The organism is Pantoea phytostimulans (assembly GCF_046118715.1).
Classification (GTDB): Bacteria; Pseudomonadota; Gammaproteobacteria; order Enterobacterales; family Enterobacteriaceae; genus Pantoea; species Pantoea phytostimulans.
This window is the reverse complement of the sequence record NZ_CP173698.1, coordinates 46,237-59,876: the sequence shown is the minus strand read 5'-3', so window position 1 is coordinate 59,876 and position 13,640 is coordinate 46,237. Positions and strand designations below refer to the sequence as shown.

The window sequence follows — 13,640 nt, the reverse complement described above, 5'->3', positions numbered from 1 at the left end:
CTCCTAGGGATAAACCAGTGAAGTCACTTTTACCTGGCTGTGATCGTCGAATTGTACCGTGAGCGGCAGTCGCCCATAACTTTGTGGCTGAACAGTTAACCAAACCGTAGCGTCTTGCTGACCAGCACGTCTTTGCCAGCGCAAAATCAATGTATTGGCGCTGCTCCACGCTTCATCAGGTTGAGGTTGAAGCGTCTGAATCGGCAGATCGCCGAGTTGCTCACCGCTCAGGGTGATTTGATAGTGATCGCCCTCCAGTTGATGCAGGTGAAAGGAAATATCCATGTTGCTGTCGCGGCGACCAAATCGCTCATATTCGACCTGCAAACGTTTATCACTGCTGCTTACCTGCTGCTCACTGAGGAATCCCTTTGAAAAAGCGCCGCAGGCTCCTGCAATAACAATCAACACCAACACGGCATACCCGAAACGCTGGATGTGCCATTCAAGGCGTTGCCACAGCATGTCCTCTTTTACTGGATAGTCTCTACTGCGTTGTTCATCGTTCGACATCGTCTCTTCTCTCTGCGGCTGACTTGTTATTAATCCTGGCTGAAGTAAGCTAACACGCTAAGAAAATCGAATATTTCCTAAGGAGACGGCGATGTTAGAGAAGAAAATCGGGTTTATTGGCGGTGGCAACATGGCGAAAGCTATTATTGGCGGGCTGGTGAACAGCGGGAAAATTGCGCCGTCTAATATCTGGATATTTGACCGTAAACCGGAAACCAACCAGGCGCTGGCCGAACAACAGGGCATTAACGCGGCTGAGAGCGCTGAAGCACTGGCACGCGAAGTCGACATTTTGTTTGGTGCCGTGAAGCCCAACGTGATTCTTAAAGTGCTAAAAGACCTGGCAGGACAATTGAAAAAGGATGCGCTGGTGGTTTCCATTGCCGCGGGTGTGACGCTGGATTCGCTGGCATCTGTGCTCGGTTATGACCGTAAAATCATTCGCGCCATGCCTAATACGCCCTCTTTGGTCAGTGAAGGCATGACGTCTGTAACGCCAAATGTTCTGGTTGAACAATCAGAGACAGATGAAGTGGTCGCGATCTTTGAAAGCTTCGGCAAAGCCGAGGTCGTTAACGAATATTTGATCCATTCTGTGGTGGGCGTGAGCGGCTCGGCGCCTGCTTATGTGTTTATGTTTATTGAAGCGATGGCAGATGCTGCCGTGCTCGGCGGAATGCCGCGCGCGCAGGCGTATCAGTTTGCGGCACAAGCTGTGAAAGGTTCTGCACAGATGGTATTAGAAACCGGTAAACATCCAGGCGAGCTAAAAGATATGGTCTGCTCACCCGGCGGTACCACCATAGAAGCGGTAAAAGTGCTGGAAGAGAAAGGTTTCCGCGCTGCCGTTATCGAAGCGATGCAGCAATGCATGGCGAAGTCTGAAAAGTTGAGTCGCGGATAGCGTTTTAAACCGCCGTAAACCTTTTGATATGTGGTGTCAGCAGGGCGCGCAGCCCAGTGAAGTTGCATCACCCAGTCGCGCCGTCTCCATATAAAGTTGGAGACGGCACGCTGTGGGAAAAAGCATCCACCTGGATGCGAAAGCCAAGGCTCCATAGACGAATTTATGCCGTCTTTACGCAATAGCGTGTCATCACCCTCTGAAACGCACGTTTTGGACGTTAACCCATTTCACGCTACGAGTGACTCTCTTCCAGCAACGCCAACCCTTCCTGCATCGTCATCGGTTGCTGCATAAGCGCAACGAATTTCGCCGATAACGTATACATGCCACATGAACTCACCGCCGCTAATTGCCCCTGCTTCCCGTAAAAGGCCATGAAGTTTTTGTCTTCAAGCGAGCCAACCAATTTATATTCATCCCACTCTTCAGCATGACCCACGTAATCATAGCGGGTGGCAAATTGCGTGGTCCAAAAGAACGGAACACGGTCGTATACGATGGCGTAATCCAGCATATTTTTGGCCGCAATACGGCCTTGCTGATGCGCCACGCGATAGTGCTCAATACGCAGCGGGCCTTGTGCCGAAGGATAGGTTGCGATGTCACCCGCCACCCAAATATTTTCTGCCACCCGTAATTGGTCATCGGTTTGCAGGCTGCCATCTTCCTGTAGCGGTAAATCATGAATAAATGAGGTGGCAGGTTTGATACCGGTGGCAAATAACACCACATCAGCGGCAATAATTTTACCGTCTTTTAAACGCAGACCGGTGACGTGATGCTCACCTTCCAGCGACGCTATTTCGCCTTCAATAAATTTCACGCCGTTGGATTTATGCAGGTTATAGAAATAGTTACCGATCTCTTCACCAAACGTTTTGGCAAAAGGAACAGAATGACGAGCCAACACCGTTACATCGATGTCGCGGTTGCGTAACGCCGAAGCCAACTCCATACCGATAAAATTATTGCCGATAATCACAATTTGCTGGCTTTCATCCACCTCTTTCAGCAGCGTGTCTGTCTGGCGCCGACTACGGAGCAGATGCACACCGGCTAAATCATTGCCGGGCAAATCGGGTTTAACCGGAACGCCACCGCTGGCAATCAACAGCTTATCGAAGCTGAGTTCGCCGCCCTCACTAAAAATCAGACGCTGCTGTTTGCTGTCGATACGCGCAACGTTGGCGTGAATGCGCTCGATATGTTCCAGTACATCGCCCTTGAGCAGTTGAGGCACCTCGTTGATATCCATTTTCCCCGAGGGCACAAATTTGGTCAGCGCAGTCCGATCATAAGGCGCGTCCTCTTCGCGCTCCACTAACACCACGCGCCCTTTGAAACCTTCATGACGCAACGTCCAGAGCGCTGCGCTGCCAGCAGCGCCTCCCCCCAATACCACATAGACCGGCGACGCTGCGCCGCTGCCAATCGGAGCGGCTGGCGACATCGCTTTGGGATTGACTAAGACTTGGCCATTCTCGATGCGCAGCGGATATTGCTTGAGATCGGCGAGCGCCAGGGGATCACACATTTTGCCGTCCGCAATGTTAAACACTGCTTTATGCCATGGGCAAACCAGCTTGTCGCCGCAGAGGGCACCTTGCTCTAACGGTGCGCCAGCATGAGGACATTTGGCTTGATAAGCGTGAACATTCTCTCCGTCACGAATCAGCAGCACTTCGGTTTCACCTAATTTCTTTTTAGTCGGCTGACGTTGCGGCAGATCTTTCAAGGCGACAATAAATTGATAATTCACGACATGGCTCCTTTCGCTGTTTTCATTATTAATTACGCAGTCGTAAGCGAACCGCTGCGTAATACCCTACAAACAGTAAGTGTGGCAAAAAATTCAGCGAGCCATTGTCTGAATATAAAAATCAGCGGCTAATTATTTGTTTATAATGGGTTTTTAACGAAGCATGCAATTAATACGTGGCGAATGACTTAGCAGAAGAATACGCTTTTTCAAAATAAAAAACGGCTACCCAGGCAGCCGCTGTTTTTATGACTCAATCAATTCGCGTCGCAGCAAGGCGACACGCTTGAAAAAGATCGTACCGATTAACTCTTTTTCAAACACTGACTCATATACGTTTTGCGTGCTTCACCCGCCAGTTTTTTATCCCCAGCGTCACTATTACAGGATTTCATTTTCATTTGCTGCGGTGTCATGCTGGACAACTTACTCTCTTTTTTCAGACAATCGCTCATAAAGGTTTTACGGGCATCGCCTTTGAGATCTTGCGAACTGGCGTGTTGATTACACATTGTCATTTTTTCCTGCTGCGGCGTTTTTTCTGCCGCGCTGGCAGCCGCGCTCATCAATAAGCCTGCCGTTACCATCGCCATCAAACAGCCTTTCATTATCGTTGCTCCATTGTGAGTAGACGTGATAAGTCTGGCAGGAGATAAGCAAAGCGGAGGGTTTTTAAATAATAATGATGAGAAGATCGCAAAATAGGCAACAGGGTATGCTGTTTGGCATTATATACGCGGATGTTTAAGCAACTTGTCGACGTAATTACGCAACAAAACGGCGTTTTCATCAGAAGCATCAACACCGGCACTGAACATTGCGCTTTCAATACCGGCGGCAATCGACTTTTGCTGATCAAGCTCCATCTTACGCAGCATCGCCGTCACCACAATTTCCAACGCTTCAATTTGCGCAACCAGCTCTTTAGACGCTTCTTCTTTTTCCGCGAGCTTATCCAGTAATTCAGCAATAAGGTATTTCATGCTGTTGCCTCAATGATAAGGAAACGCTGAACTTATCACCCGTCAGATTAAAAAAAAAGCGCTTTTTTCACTGTTTTCTTAGCGCGTTAAAATAAAAAAATATCAAAACAAAAATTTATTTTCTTAATAGATAAGGAGCGAAACGTTTGCTTAATAATAAGGCAGCAAGTTAAACGTTTCGCTCGCGGTTAAAGGTGCTCTATTTACACATCAGCGTGGATCGACAAAACCGCGACCCGGGCCGCCGCCGTGACCACCACCATGTCCGCCGCCCCAACCGCCCCCGCCGCCTGGTGGTGGGAAAATACATCCGCTCAACGCGGTAACCAATGCCACAACAGCAGCCAGCTTAACAATTCGTACCATATCAACCTCAAGGTGGAGAAAACGGGCTGAGTGTATGAGCGCGCTGAAATGCCGACAAGAGAGAATACTCTGACTCCCGCCACTATTAATCTTTGCTGACCAGGCTTAACGAATTACTGGCAGTAAAACGACAAAAAGCCAACATCCTACAAAGGTAATACGCATCCAAAACGGCAGAACTTTGCTTAAATCGTTATGAGAAGCGCTTTACAGTAAGCGCAATTTTACGCATTGTGAGCGCAATACATTTACAGGATATTATCATGTCGATTGCTCAAGCTGCTTTTGGTGAAATCATTGCCCGCCGTGATTGGGAGAATCCGGTGGTGACCTCGCTGCATCGACTGGATGCTCACCCCCCCTTTTCTGGCTGGCGTCATGAACTGGCTGCACGCGATGACCTTCCCTCTCTCGCCATGCAAAACCTCAATGGGCAATGGACATTCAGCTATTTCAGCCAACCAGAAGCAGTTCCGCAGAGCTGGTTGCTACAGGATCTGGCGGATGCAAAAACGTTACCGGTTCCTGCTAACTGGCAAATGCATGGCTACGATGCGCCCATCTATACCAATGTGCAGTATCCCATCCCCGTCAATCCTCCTTATGTTCCTAAAGAGAATCCAACGGGATGCTATTCGCTCACATTCAATCTTAACGACGAGTGGCATGGCGCGGGACAAACGCGCATCATCTTCGATGGCGTAAATTCTGCTTTTCACCTCTGGTGTAACGGAAAATGGATAGGTTATTCGCAGGACAGTCGATTGCCTGCTGAATTTGATCTCAGCTCTGCGCTACAACCTGGTAAAAATCGCCTTGCGGTGATGGTGCTGCGCTGGAGTGACGGCAGCTATCTGGAAGATCAGGATATGTGGCGCATGAGCGGCATTTTCCGCGATGTCACTTTGCTGCATAAGTCTGAAGTGCATCTGGCAGATGTGCAGCTTGAAACGCAACTCAGCCCGGAGTTCTTTAGCGCCACCCTTTGCGCGCAGGTAAAAGTCGCCCTGCCGTTGGCGTCGCATGAAGATTATCACCTGCGTCTGACGCTGTGGCAGGGCGAACAGCAAATCGCTCAATGTGTGCAAGCGCTGGGCAGCGCGATCATTGATGAGCGTGGACATTATCCCGAACGCGCCCTGCTGCGCTTGCGGGTTGATCAGCCGCGCTTATGGAGCGCCGAAACGCCGCACCTTTATCGCGCCACGTTAGCGTTACTGGATGAGAACGATCAGGTGCTGGATGTGGAAGCGTATGATGTCGGCTTTCGCTCTGTCACCCTTGATAATGGCCTGCTGTGTCTGAACGGCAAGCCGCTGTTGATTCGCGGCACTAACCGTCATGAACATCATCCGGTTACTGGCCAGGTCATTGACGAAGCGTCCATGCGCCGCGATATCGAACTGATGAAGCAGCACAACTTCAACGCTGTACGCTGCTCTCACTATCCTAATCATCCATTGTGGTATCGATTGTGCGATCGCTACGGTTTGTATGTGGTTGATGAAGCCAATATTGAAACCCACGGCATGCAGCCGATGAATCGCTTGTCTGACGATCCGCGTTGGTTCGCTGCCTATAGCGAACGTGTTACGCGCATGGTGCAGCGCGATCGTAACCATTGCAGCATCATTATTTGGTCACTGGGCAATGAAGCGGGTCACGGCAGTACACATGATGCGCTCTATCGCTGGGTAAAAAGCGCGGACCCAACGCGTCCGGTGCAATACGAAGGCGGCGGTGCCGACACGGCGGCAACAGACATTATTTGCCCCATGTATGCGCGCGTCGATCAGGATCAACCTTTCCCGGCGGTGCCGAAATGGTCACTGAAAAAGTGGATTAGCCTGCCGGGCGAAACGCGACCGCTAATCTTATGCGAATACGCGCACGCCATGGGCAACAGCTTGGGCGGATTCGCTAAATACTGGCAAGCCTTCCGCGAGTTTCCTCGGCTACAAGGCGGCTTCGTTTGGGATTGGGTTGATCAAAGTTTGACGCGCTACGATGATCAAGGCCAGTCTTGGCAAGCCTACGGCGGTGATTTTGGCGACAAACCGAATGATCGCCAGTTCTGCATGAACGGTTTGGTTTTTGCTGACCGTACCCCGCATCCCGCGCTGTTCGAAGCGCAGCGTGCTCAGCAGTTTTTCCAGTTCGCCGCGGAGGCGAACAATCCCTTCGCCTTCACCGTAAGCAGTGAATATCTGTTTCGCCCCAGCGATAACGAACAGCTTCTGTGGCGCATTGAACAGGCCGGCAAAGTTGTGGCTGAGGGCGATATTGCCTTAGCGATCCCGCCGCAAGGTCAACAACGCATTGAAATCACCCCACCTGACGATTTGCGCGGTGAATGTTGGCTGAATGTCGCGGTGCATCAGATCAACGCAACAAGCTGGGCCGATGCCGGCTGGCGCGTGGCATGGGATCAATGGCCATTGCCAGTGGCGCTGAATTTGCCAACGTCAGATGACATCGGTTATCCGCCAGAGCTGGAATTCAATCACGATCTGGTCTCTGTCAGCCACCAGCAGCAGCGCTGGCATTTTTCACGCCGTAGTGGCGAGCTGGTGCAATGGTTTGTGAATGAGGAAGAAACGCTGCTGTCGCCGCTGCGTGACTGCTTTATTCGCGCGCCGCTGGATAATGATATCGGCACCAGCGAAGCCGATCGCGTTGACCCGAATGCGTGGGTTGAGCGGTGGAAATCGGCGGGCTATGACCAAATGGAAAGCAGCATCGAATCTATGCAGATCGACGCGCTAAAAGATGCGGTGCAAATCGACACGCTACACAGCTGGCGCGCCAATGGGCAGATCGCTTTTATCAGCCACAAGCGTTATCACATTAATGCCCATGGTGAGATGCAGGTCAGCGTTTCTGTGCAGCAGGCCCCAGGTTTGCCCTCGCCTGCCCGCATCGGTTTGCGTTGTCAATTGAGTCAGATGGCTGAAAAAGTGGAATGGCTGGGTTTGGGCCCGCATGAGAATTATCCCGATCGCCAGCTCGCCGCACAGTTCTCGCGCTGGCAACTGCCTGTAGACTCTCTTTATACGCCCTATGTGTTTCCCAGCGAAAATGGCTTGCGCGGTGGCACGCGGCAGCTCAATGCCGGCAGTTGGCAAGTGAACGGCGATTTTGCTTTCTCGCTGAGCCGCTTTAGCCTTGAGCAATTGCGTGAGGCTTCACATCGCCATCTGCTACAACCTGAAACCGGCTGTTGGCTGCATCTGGATGCTGCGCATATGGGCTTGGGCGGTGACGATTCCTGGAGCCCCAGCGTTAGCCCCGAGTTTTTGCTGACTCAGCAACGCTGGCACTATGTTCTGACGTTTCGTCAACAGGCTGCGGTAAATGGGTTTTTGGCCGACGGTAAAAACGACGCAGGAAAATCACATTAATCAATACCACCATGGCGGTGGCAAAGAAAACCCAACGATAACCGGCCAGCGCGGACACCGCTGCGCCGAGCATCGGCCCAGCCACATTGCCCAGATACATAAAAGATTGGTTATAACCGAAGATGCGGCCGGTGATGTTGTCGCGGGAATGACGTACCAACAGCGTCTGCACCGCAGGCATCATTGCGCCATCGGCAAAACCAAGCAGAAAGCGCAATATGCCCAACTGCGTCGCGTTGGTGACAAACGACATGCCGATAAACAGCAGCAGCGAAATCACCATTGTCGCGAGCAGGATACGCTGCGTGCCGATGCGATCGCCGAGTCGTCCTAAACGCGGAGCAGAGAGCAAAGCGGAAATGCCGGGCAGCGCGGCGATGAAGCCGCTGAGAAAAGCGATGTTTTCTGCGCCAGGGGCCAGTTCGCGAACAAACAACGTTAAGATCGGGTTCACCGATCCGTTACACATTTGAATAACCATGGTGGTGAAGAACAAGCAGATCATCAGTTTAGGATTATCCAGCGTGGCAAAAACCTGCCGGGCGTTGAGTTTGTCCTTTTTACTGATGGGTATGTAGCCGGTTTCTTTAATGAGAAATAACGTGACAAAAAAGCTGATCATTAACAGCACGGCGGTGATGATAAAAACCAGGCGCAGACCCACCCAATCCGCCAGCAATCCGCCAATCAGCGGCCCAAGGATCACACCGCCAATTTGACCGGTTGAGACACAACTCAACGCCCAGCCGCTGCGCTCGCGCGGCACCTGTGCCGCCACCAGCGCCATTGCATTAGGAATGTAACCTGAAGTCAGCCCCATCAAGGCACGCAACAGCAAAAGCTGCCACGCCTGTGTCACAAATGCCTGTAGCAGAATCACCAAACCCATGCCAAACGCGGCGCGCAGCAGCATCAGTTTGCGTCCTTTACGATCCGCCAAACTCCCCCACAGTGGCGCAACGGCGGCGGATACCACAAACGTGATGCTGAATGTCAAACCTGACCACAAACTCAGTGAATCCGCATCTTTGATACCGAGCTGTTCGATATAGAGTGGCAGAAAAGGAATGATCTGGCTGATCGCCAGTCCAGTGAAAAAACAACCAAACCAGACCGAAATCAGGTTTATTTTCCAGGGTTCTAATGAGCGGGGCATGATCAGGTGACTTGCAGGAGATATGAGGAGCCAGTTTAACAACGGCTTAACCGTGCTGAGCGGCAAAACATGGCACGTAATGCAAAACGCGGTTTTCCCCTAAGATTTGCGAATCTGCCTCGTGCATATTTTCTTCCTGTCTGTTTTCTTAGAGAGATTATGTGCAAAAACAATCATTCACTCTTCTGACTATTAATGCCGCAGTCATCACTATGAAAAAATATTTCAGGCTGTTACTGACAATTACGCATGACAGTTCTATGTTTAAAAAACCGCCAGTCTCGTGCGGTGCGTCGGCTATTCTTGCCAGCGCGACGTTCTCATACCGGGTGACGCCAATGTCCCTGCGATCCTGAGAACCCAAGACGTAAAACCGCGTTTATGCGCATCGCGCCCTATCGTGATGTGCATGGCGTTGTCTTAGCGGAGGTGGATGATGAGAGTGCAACCAAACAGCGCCAGCCGTGCTATCACCGACTATTTCAACAGCCCTGACTGGAACGCGCCGCCAGAATCCGATCTGCTGGCTGCCATCCTGCGTGAATTAATGGAAGCCGGACAACCTGCCACTAATAAAGCAATTATTGCGCGCGTTATCGATAAGCTGGAGTTTGAAGGGGACGAAAAGCGCCTGCAAAATTATCGTACTTTACTGGCGCAGTTAATTGAAACGCGGCCACAAGAGTAAGTCGCCGCTGGCAGATTATTTCACGCCGCGAAGGGTATCCGCTTCGCTGACGCTGGCTTTACCGCTGCTGCGTTGATAGAGACATAACTCGCGCCCACGCTGATTATTCATGTGCTGTTGCGGATAACGTCCCTGAAGCAGCAAGGCGCTGTAGCCGACGCTGTCGTCATACTCAATTGCCTTTCCGACTACGCTCACCTGCTTGAGGGTGCTGGCCTTGAGACAGGCTTGCTGCATATCCACTTTACTTTGCTGCCACGCAGCGTCGCTGGCGGCCATCGCCAGCGGACTTGCCAACAACATTAATGGCAGGATGATTTTTTTCACATTCGCCTCTTCTACCGACATGAAATCGGATAAAAAAATTCCCGCCGGAGCGGGAATAAACAAGACGAGCATTGCATAACGAGAGTGACGAGGAAATCTCTATCGTGCGGAGCTATCCTCGCCTGCAGCCATGACAGCTTTATGACAATACCCGATATTTTTCACGCTTTAGCCGCAGTAAACCCGACTAATGTTGCCACTCTTGTCTGCCATAAAATTCAGGCGATTGAGTTTGAAATCCATGGTTACCGCCGAGTTGTAGGGAATGGCGCGAACCTGATGATCGAATCGTTGGCTATTCAACGAAGATAACGGCTTGCCGACATAGTCTTGATACTGTGAAGCACCGCAAAGATCGCTTTCTGGATCTTGAGCCACCGCAGCGGTTTCGGGTTTACTGGCTGACTGGCATGCCGTTAAGGCAAAGAAGCCCATCACAACCAGCGCTTTTCCATAATGATTCACGTTTGATCTCCTCTTGGACGTGTTAACCCTGAACCAAAGAGTAGCAAAGCGTGCCCGCAAGCGAAAATCTTGACCAGCAGACTTGTCGCGTTCTTTAAAAAAATGAAAGCGGTAAGGAAAGATAAGTCGTAAAAATTTAAGCGGCCGGGATCACATATTTTCAGAAAAATCGCACTTGCAGTCTAAAAACAGATCACCCAGCCGCTAAAATTACTTAAGACTTTTCTGAGGTAATCATTATGGAACTTGCAATCTTTATTGGCTTCGCTGCCTTGATGACGTTTGTCGCCATTAAAGTTCGTTAAGCCTGCTCCCGGTTGTTCTGGGTTGTTCTCTCCAGAAGCGTGCTGAAGGCTGCGAGTGGCATCGGGCGGCCAAGAAAATAGCCTTGCCCTTCTTCACATGACAGTATTTTAAGCTGATTCAGTTGCGCTTCTGTTTCAATGCCTTCGGCGGTGATGGTGAGTGCAAAAGCACGCGCCAGTGCGATAATGCCAGCGACCACCGATTGCGCCTGCTGCGATTCCGGAAAATCTTTCATCCACGAGCGGTCAATTTTCAAGCCGTTAAACGGAAAGGTTTTTAAATAACCCAGCGCGGCATAGCCCGTACCAAAATCATCTACGGTTAAACGTACGCCTAACGAACGCAATCCCTGCATCACTTCTAGCGCTTGCTGCGGATGTTCGAAAGTGACGTTTTCAGTTATTTCCAGTTCCAGCCGCGTTGCGGGCAACCCACTCTCTTTTAACACATTGGCTACCCGCTGCACTAAATCAGTGGTACGAAACTCAATGGGCGAAATGTTAACGGAAACATAACGGTCGCCACCCCACGCCAACGCATCTTCACAGGCTCGCTTCAATACCCAATCGCTGATCGTGGCGATTAAACCATTCTCTTCTGCCAGCGGAATAAATCGATCCGGCGTGATCCATTGATCAGGCGCAGTTTGCCAGCGAATAAGCGCTTCTGCGCCTGCCAATTGTCCGCCAGAGAGTTGATAACGCGGTTGATAATGCAAACGAAACTCATCATTTTTCAGCGCTCGCTCAATGCGGCGCGCCATATCGCGCTTACTTTCGCGCAAGTTAGCCATTTCATTGGCGTACCAAACCCATTGATTGCGCCCCGATTCGCGGGCTTCATTTAGCGCGATGTCAGACATCCGCAACAACGCTTCAGGATGGGCAGCATCCTGCGGTGCACAGGCAATACCCATGCTGGCGGTTAAATAGTGAACGTGCTGGCCGGTCGTAATCGGCTGCTGAACTTCATGCAGCAGCTGCGCACAGCGTTCATCAACTTTGTCACGATCCCCTTCGCGTAAAATCACGACAAACTCATCACCGCCGAGTCGCGCAGTCAGCTCATGAGGTCCTATACAATTTTTAATGCGCTGCGCCATCTGATTCAACACCAGATCACCCGCAGCGTGGCCCCAGGTTTCATTGATCGGTTTGAACTGATCCAGATCGATACTGATGATGGTGAGCGGAATATCCATGTTGAATTGTTCAAGATGGCTGGTGAGATACTCTTGCAACTGAAGCCTGTTTGGCAACCCGGTTAACACATCATGACGTGACAAGAACTGAATGCGCGCTTCCGCTTCCATGCCCTGAGTAATGTCAGAGACCGTGCCGCGAAAACCGATGCATCTGCCATTGTGCCAGACCGTTTTAGCCACCAACTGACCAATACGACGATCGCCCTGTGCCGACATAAACTGGCAACGCAGCGGCATTTGCTGGGGTTCCGCTTCCTGACGCATCAGCCAGGTCACTAAAGAGTGGCTGGGATGGGTCAGCAAATGGTCGAGGTGTCTTCCTAGCCAAACGCTAATTTCGTGGCCGGTTACGGTGTTGAAGCGAGACGACAAATAGATCAGCCGCCCTTCTTCATCGGTTTCCCAAATCCAGTCTGAAGCCGCTTCTGCCAGGTCACGAAAACGCGCCTCGCTGCTTGCCAACTCCTGCTGGCTGACCGCTAACATGGCAAATCGGCGATCGGATAATATTGCGTTGTGAAGCGCATGGCGGCTTACCCGGCGAGTAATCCACGCGATGATGATGCCCATGATTAACAGCAACGGTAGCAGAAACCAGATCAACCCCATGCCGGGCATTTTTGGCGTCCAGCGTAAGACTAGCGGCTCGCCACCCGGCACCTCTTCCACCATTCGCGGCTCAATTTTGGCATCGACTTCGTTTTTGGCAAAACGCGGACTACTTACGCCAAGCGTGTCGCCTAACGCTTTTAGCTTGGCGGGCGTGAACACATTGACGAAAACCATCACTGATGGCGGCCCCGCTTTTTGCGGCAAGCCGGGCACTTTACCGGTGGTGATTGGCGCGGCGACGATAATAGCCGGCTGTCCATTCACCAGTGCATTGCGTGCTACCGCCGCATTATTCAATAAGCGTGCGTGGGCAATCAGCATCCGGCTGCTTTTTCCTATCCAGGCTTCCAGCGAAACAGGACTCAGCTTACCGTTGATGACTGAATAGGTGGTGTGATCGTTGCCATCGACAACAAAAACGCCTTCATAATGGTATTCCTCATACAAACCCGGACCGAAGTTCTCTTCATCGAAGGCCCAGACTCTATTCATCGTGATGTGCAGATTACGCCAGGCTTCGCCCCAGAAAGCGTAATCGCGGATGTCAGTTATCATCGCCTCTTTACGCCCTTCCCACGCTTGCTGCATCAATATCTGATCGTGTTCAACAGATAACTTGTTTTGATGCTGGGCAATGGTCAACACCATCAGCATGGAAAGAAGCAATACGCCGAACAACAGCAGTGTAAGCGTGCGTAGACTCCGCCGCGTAAAGCGAACAGTGCGATCTTCTGCTCCGTTTATAAAAGGACGCAGCTGCGGTTGCTGAGGTACAAAAGTCATTAAGAAAGCTCACAACAAAGCGAAAAGTTCGGTTCGGGATTCTGCCTGGCAGCAAACTATGCTGACTTACCCGAATTCATTTCCTCAGTTATCGGCTCGGTGTGCTTGCGGTTTAGCCTAATAAGGTAAATTTGCGTACAAATATTGTCTTGTTGGGTGACTCGACAGCG

The 13,640-nt window shown here is 51.1% G+C and carries 12 protein-coding genes; 3 read left to right on the top strand and 9 right to left on the bottom strand.

Annotated elements, in window-relative coordinates; genetic code table 11:
* Positions 1-3 precede the first annotated feature (3 nt).
* Positions 4-513 (bottom strand): hypothetical protein, encoded by a 510-nt coding sequence (locus tag ACF2G4_RS00290; RefSeq protein ID WP_215847486.1) that lies wholly within the window; start codon positions 511-513, stop codon positions 4-6.
* 91 nt (positions 514-604) lie between these two features.
* Between ACF2G4_RS00290 and proC the strand changes: the two genes are divergently transcribed.
* Positions 605-1,417, top strand: coding sequence for a pyrroline-5-carboxylate reductase (gene proC, locus ACF2G4_RS00285; RefSeq protein ID WP_215847487.1), 813 nt, complete (start codon positions 605-607; stop codon positions 1,415-1,417).
* Between the two features lie 235 nt (positions 1,418-1,652).
* On the opposite strand, the gene ACF2G4_RS00280 is transcribed toward proC, so the two are convergent.
* The 4 genes from ACF2G4_RS00280 to ACF2G4_RS00265 all read right to left on the bottom strand — a co-directional run bounded on the left by ACF2G4_RS00280 (position 1,653) and on the right by ACF2G4_RS00265 (position 4,528).
* Positions 1,653-3,179, bottom strand: a complete 1,527-nt coding sequence (locus tag ACF2G4_RS00280) for an FAD-dependent oxidoreductase (RefSeq protein WP_332625434.1) — start codon at positions 3,177-3,179, stop codon at positions 1,653-1,655.
* Between the two features lie 305 nt (positions 3,180-3,484).
* A complete protein-coding gene (locus ACF2G4_RS00275; protein ID WP_215847488.1) occupies positions 3,485-3,787 on the bottom strand; it encodes a PsiF family protein in 303 nt (100 codons plus the stop codon).
* Between the two features lie 120 nt (positions 3,788-3,907).
* Positions 3,908-4,162, bottom strand: coding sequence for an anti-adapter protein IraP (gene iraP / locus ACF2G4_RS00270; protein WP_215847489.1), 255 nt, complete (start codon positions 4,160-4,162; stop codon positions 3,908-3,910).
* Positions 4,163-4,372: 210 nt separating this feature from the next.
* Positions 4,373-4,528, bottom strand: coding sequence for a hypothetical protein (locus ACF2G4_RS00265; RefSeq protein WP_215847490.1), 156 nt, complete (start codon positions 4,526-4,528; stop codon positions 4,373-4,375).
* A 263-nt stretch (positions 4,529-4,791) separates the two neighbouring features.
* On the opposite strand from ACF2G4_RS00265, the gene ACF2G4_RS00260 reads away from it, so the two are divergent.
* Positions 4,792-7,929 carry a beta-galactosidase gene (locus ACF2G4_RS00260; protein WP_409075293.1) on the top strand — a complete coding sequence of 1,046 codons (3,138 nt, stop codon included), beginning with the start codon at positions 4,792-4,794 and terminating at the stop codon, positions 7,927-7,929.
* Here the strand turns inward: ACF2G4_RS00260 and ACF2G4_RS00255 are convergent.
* Positions 7,811-9,085, bottom strand: coding sequence for a multidrug efflux MFS transporter (locus ACF2G4_RS00255; RefSeq protein ID WP_215847491.1), 1,275 nt, complete (start codon positions 9,083-9,085; stop codon positions 7,811-7,813). The two genes, ACF2G4_RS00260 and ACF2G4_RS00255, sit on opposite strands and share 119 nt — an antisense overlap.
* A 436-nt stretch (positions 9,086-9,521) precedes the next feature.
* Between ACF2G4_RS00255 and ACF2G4_RS00250 the strand changes: the two genes are divergently transcribed.
* Complete coding sequence (locus tag ACF2G4_RS00250) at positions 9,522-9,773, top strand: biofilm development regulator YmgB/AriR family protein (RefSeq protein ID WP_215848328.1); 252 nt, start codon at positions 9,522-9,524, stop codon at positions 9,771-9,773.
* Positions 9,774-9,788: 15 nt separating this feature from the next.
* On the opposite strand, the gene ACF2G4_RS00245 is transcribed toward ACF2G4_RS00250, so the two are convergent.
* The 3 genes from ACF2G4_RS00245 to ACF2G4_RS00235 form a co-directional block, all read right to left on the bottom strand.
* Positions 9,789-10,100, bottom strand: a complete 312-nt coding sequence (locus tag ACF2G4_RS00245; protein WP_243078442.1) for a hypothetical protein — start codon at positions 10,098-10,100, stop codon at positions 9,789-9,791.
* 168 nt (positions 10,101-10,268) lie between these two features.
* Positions 10,269-10,565, bottom strand: coding sequence for an I78 family peptidase inhibitor (locus ACF2G4_RS00240; protein ID WP_243078443.1), 297 nt, complete (start codon positions 10,563-10,565; stop codon positions 10,269-10,271).
* A gap of 301 nt (positions 10,566-10,866) precedes the next feature.
* Positions 10,867-13,470, bottom strand: a complete 2,604-nt coding sequence (locus tag ACF2G4_RS00235; RefSeq protein WP_409075292.1) for an EAL domain-containing protein — start codon at positions 13,468-13,470, stop codon at positions 10,867-10,869.
* Positions 13,471-13,640: the final 170 nt, after the last annotated feature.

Excerpts from the sequence above, each read along its gene's own strand:
- ACF2G4_RS00290 (WP_215847486.1), bottom strand. The coding sequence starts at position 513 with ATGTCGAACGATGAACAACGCAGTAGAGACTATCCAGTAAAAGAGGAC.
- proC (WP_215847487.1), top strand. The coding sequence starts at position 605 with ATGTTAGAGAAGAAAATCGGGTTTATTGGCGGTGGCAACATGGCGAAA.
- ACF2G4_RS00275 (WP_215847488.1), bottom strand. The coding sequence starts at position 3,787 with ATGAAAGGCTGTTTGATGGCGATGGTAACGGCAGGCTTATTGATGAGC.
- iraP (WP_215847489.1), bottom strand. The coding sequence starts at position 4,162 with ATGAAATACCTTATTGCTGAATTACTGGATAAGCTCGCGGAAAAAGAA.
- ACF2G4_RS00265 (WP_215847490.1), bottom strand. The coding sequence starts at position 4,528 with ATGGTACGAATTGTTAAGCTGGCTGCTGTTGTGGCATTGGTTACCGCG.
- ACF2G4_RS00260 (WP_409075293.1), top strand. The coding sequence starts at position 4,792 with ATGTCGATTGCTCAAGCTGCTTTTGGTGAAATCATTGCCCGCCGTGAT.
- ACF2G4_RS00255 (WP_215847491.1), bottom strand. The coding sequence starts at position 9,085 with ATGCCCCGCTCATTAGAACCCTGGAAAATAAACCTGATTTCGGTCTGG.
- ACF2G4_RS00250 (WP_215848328.1), top strand. The coding sequence starts at position 9,522 with ATGAGAGTGCAACCAAACAGCGCCAGCCGTGCTATCACCGACTATTTC.
- ACF2G4_RS00235 (WP_409075292.1), bottom strand. The coding sequence starts at position 13,470 with ATGACTTTTGTACCTCAGCAACCGCAGCTGCGTCCTTTTATAAACGGA.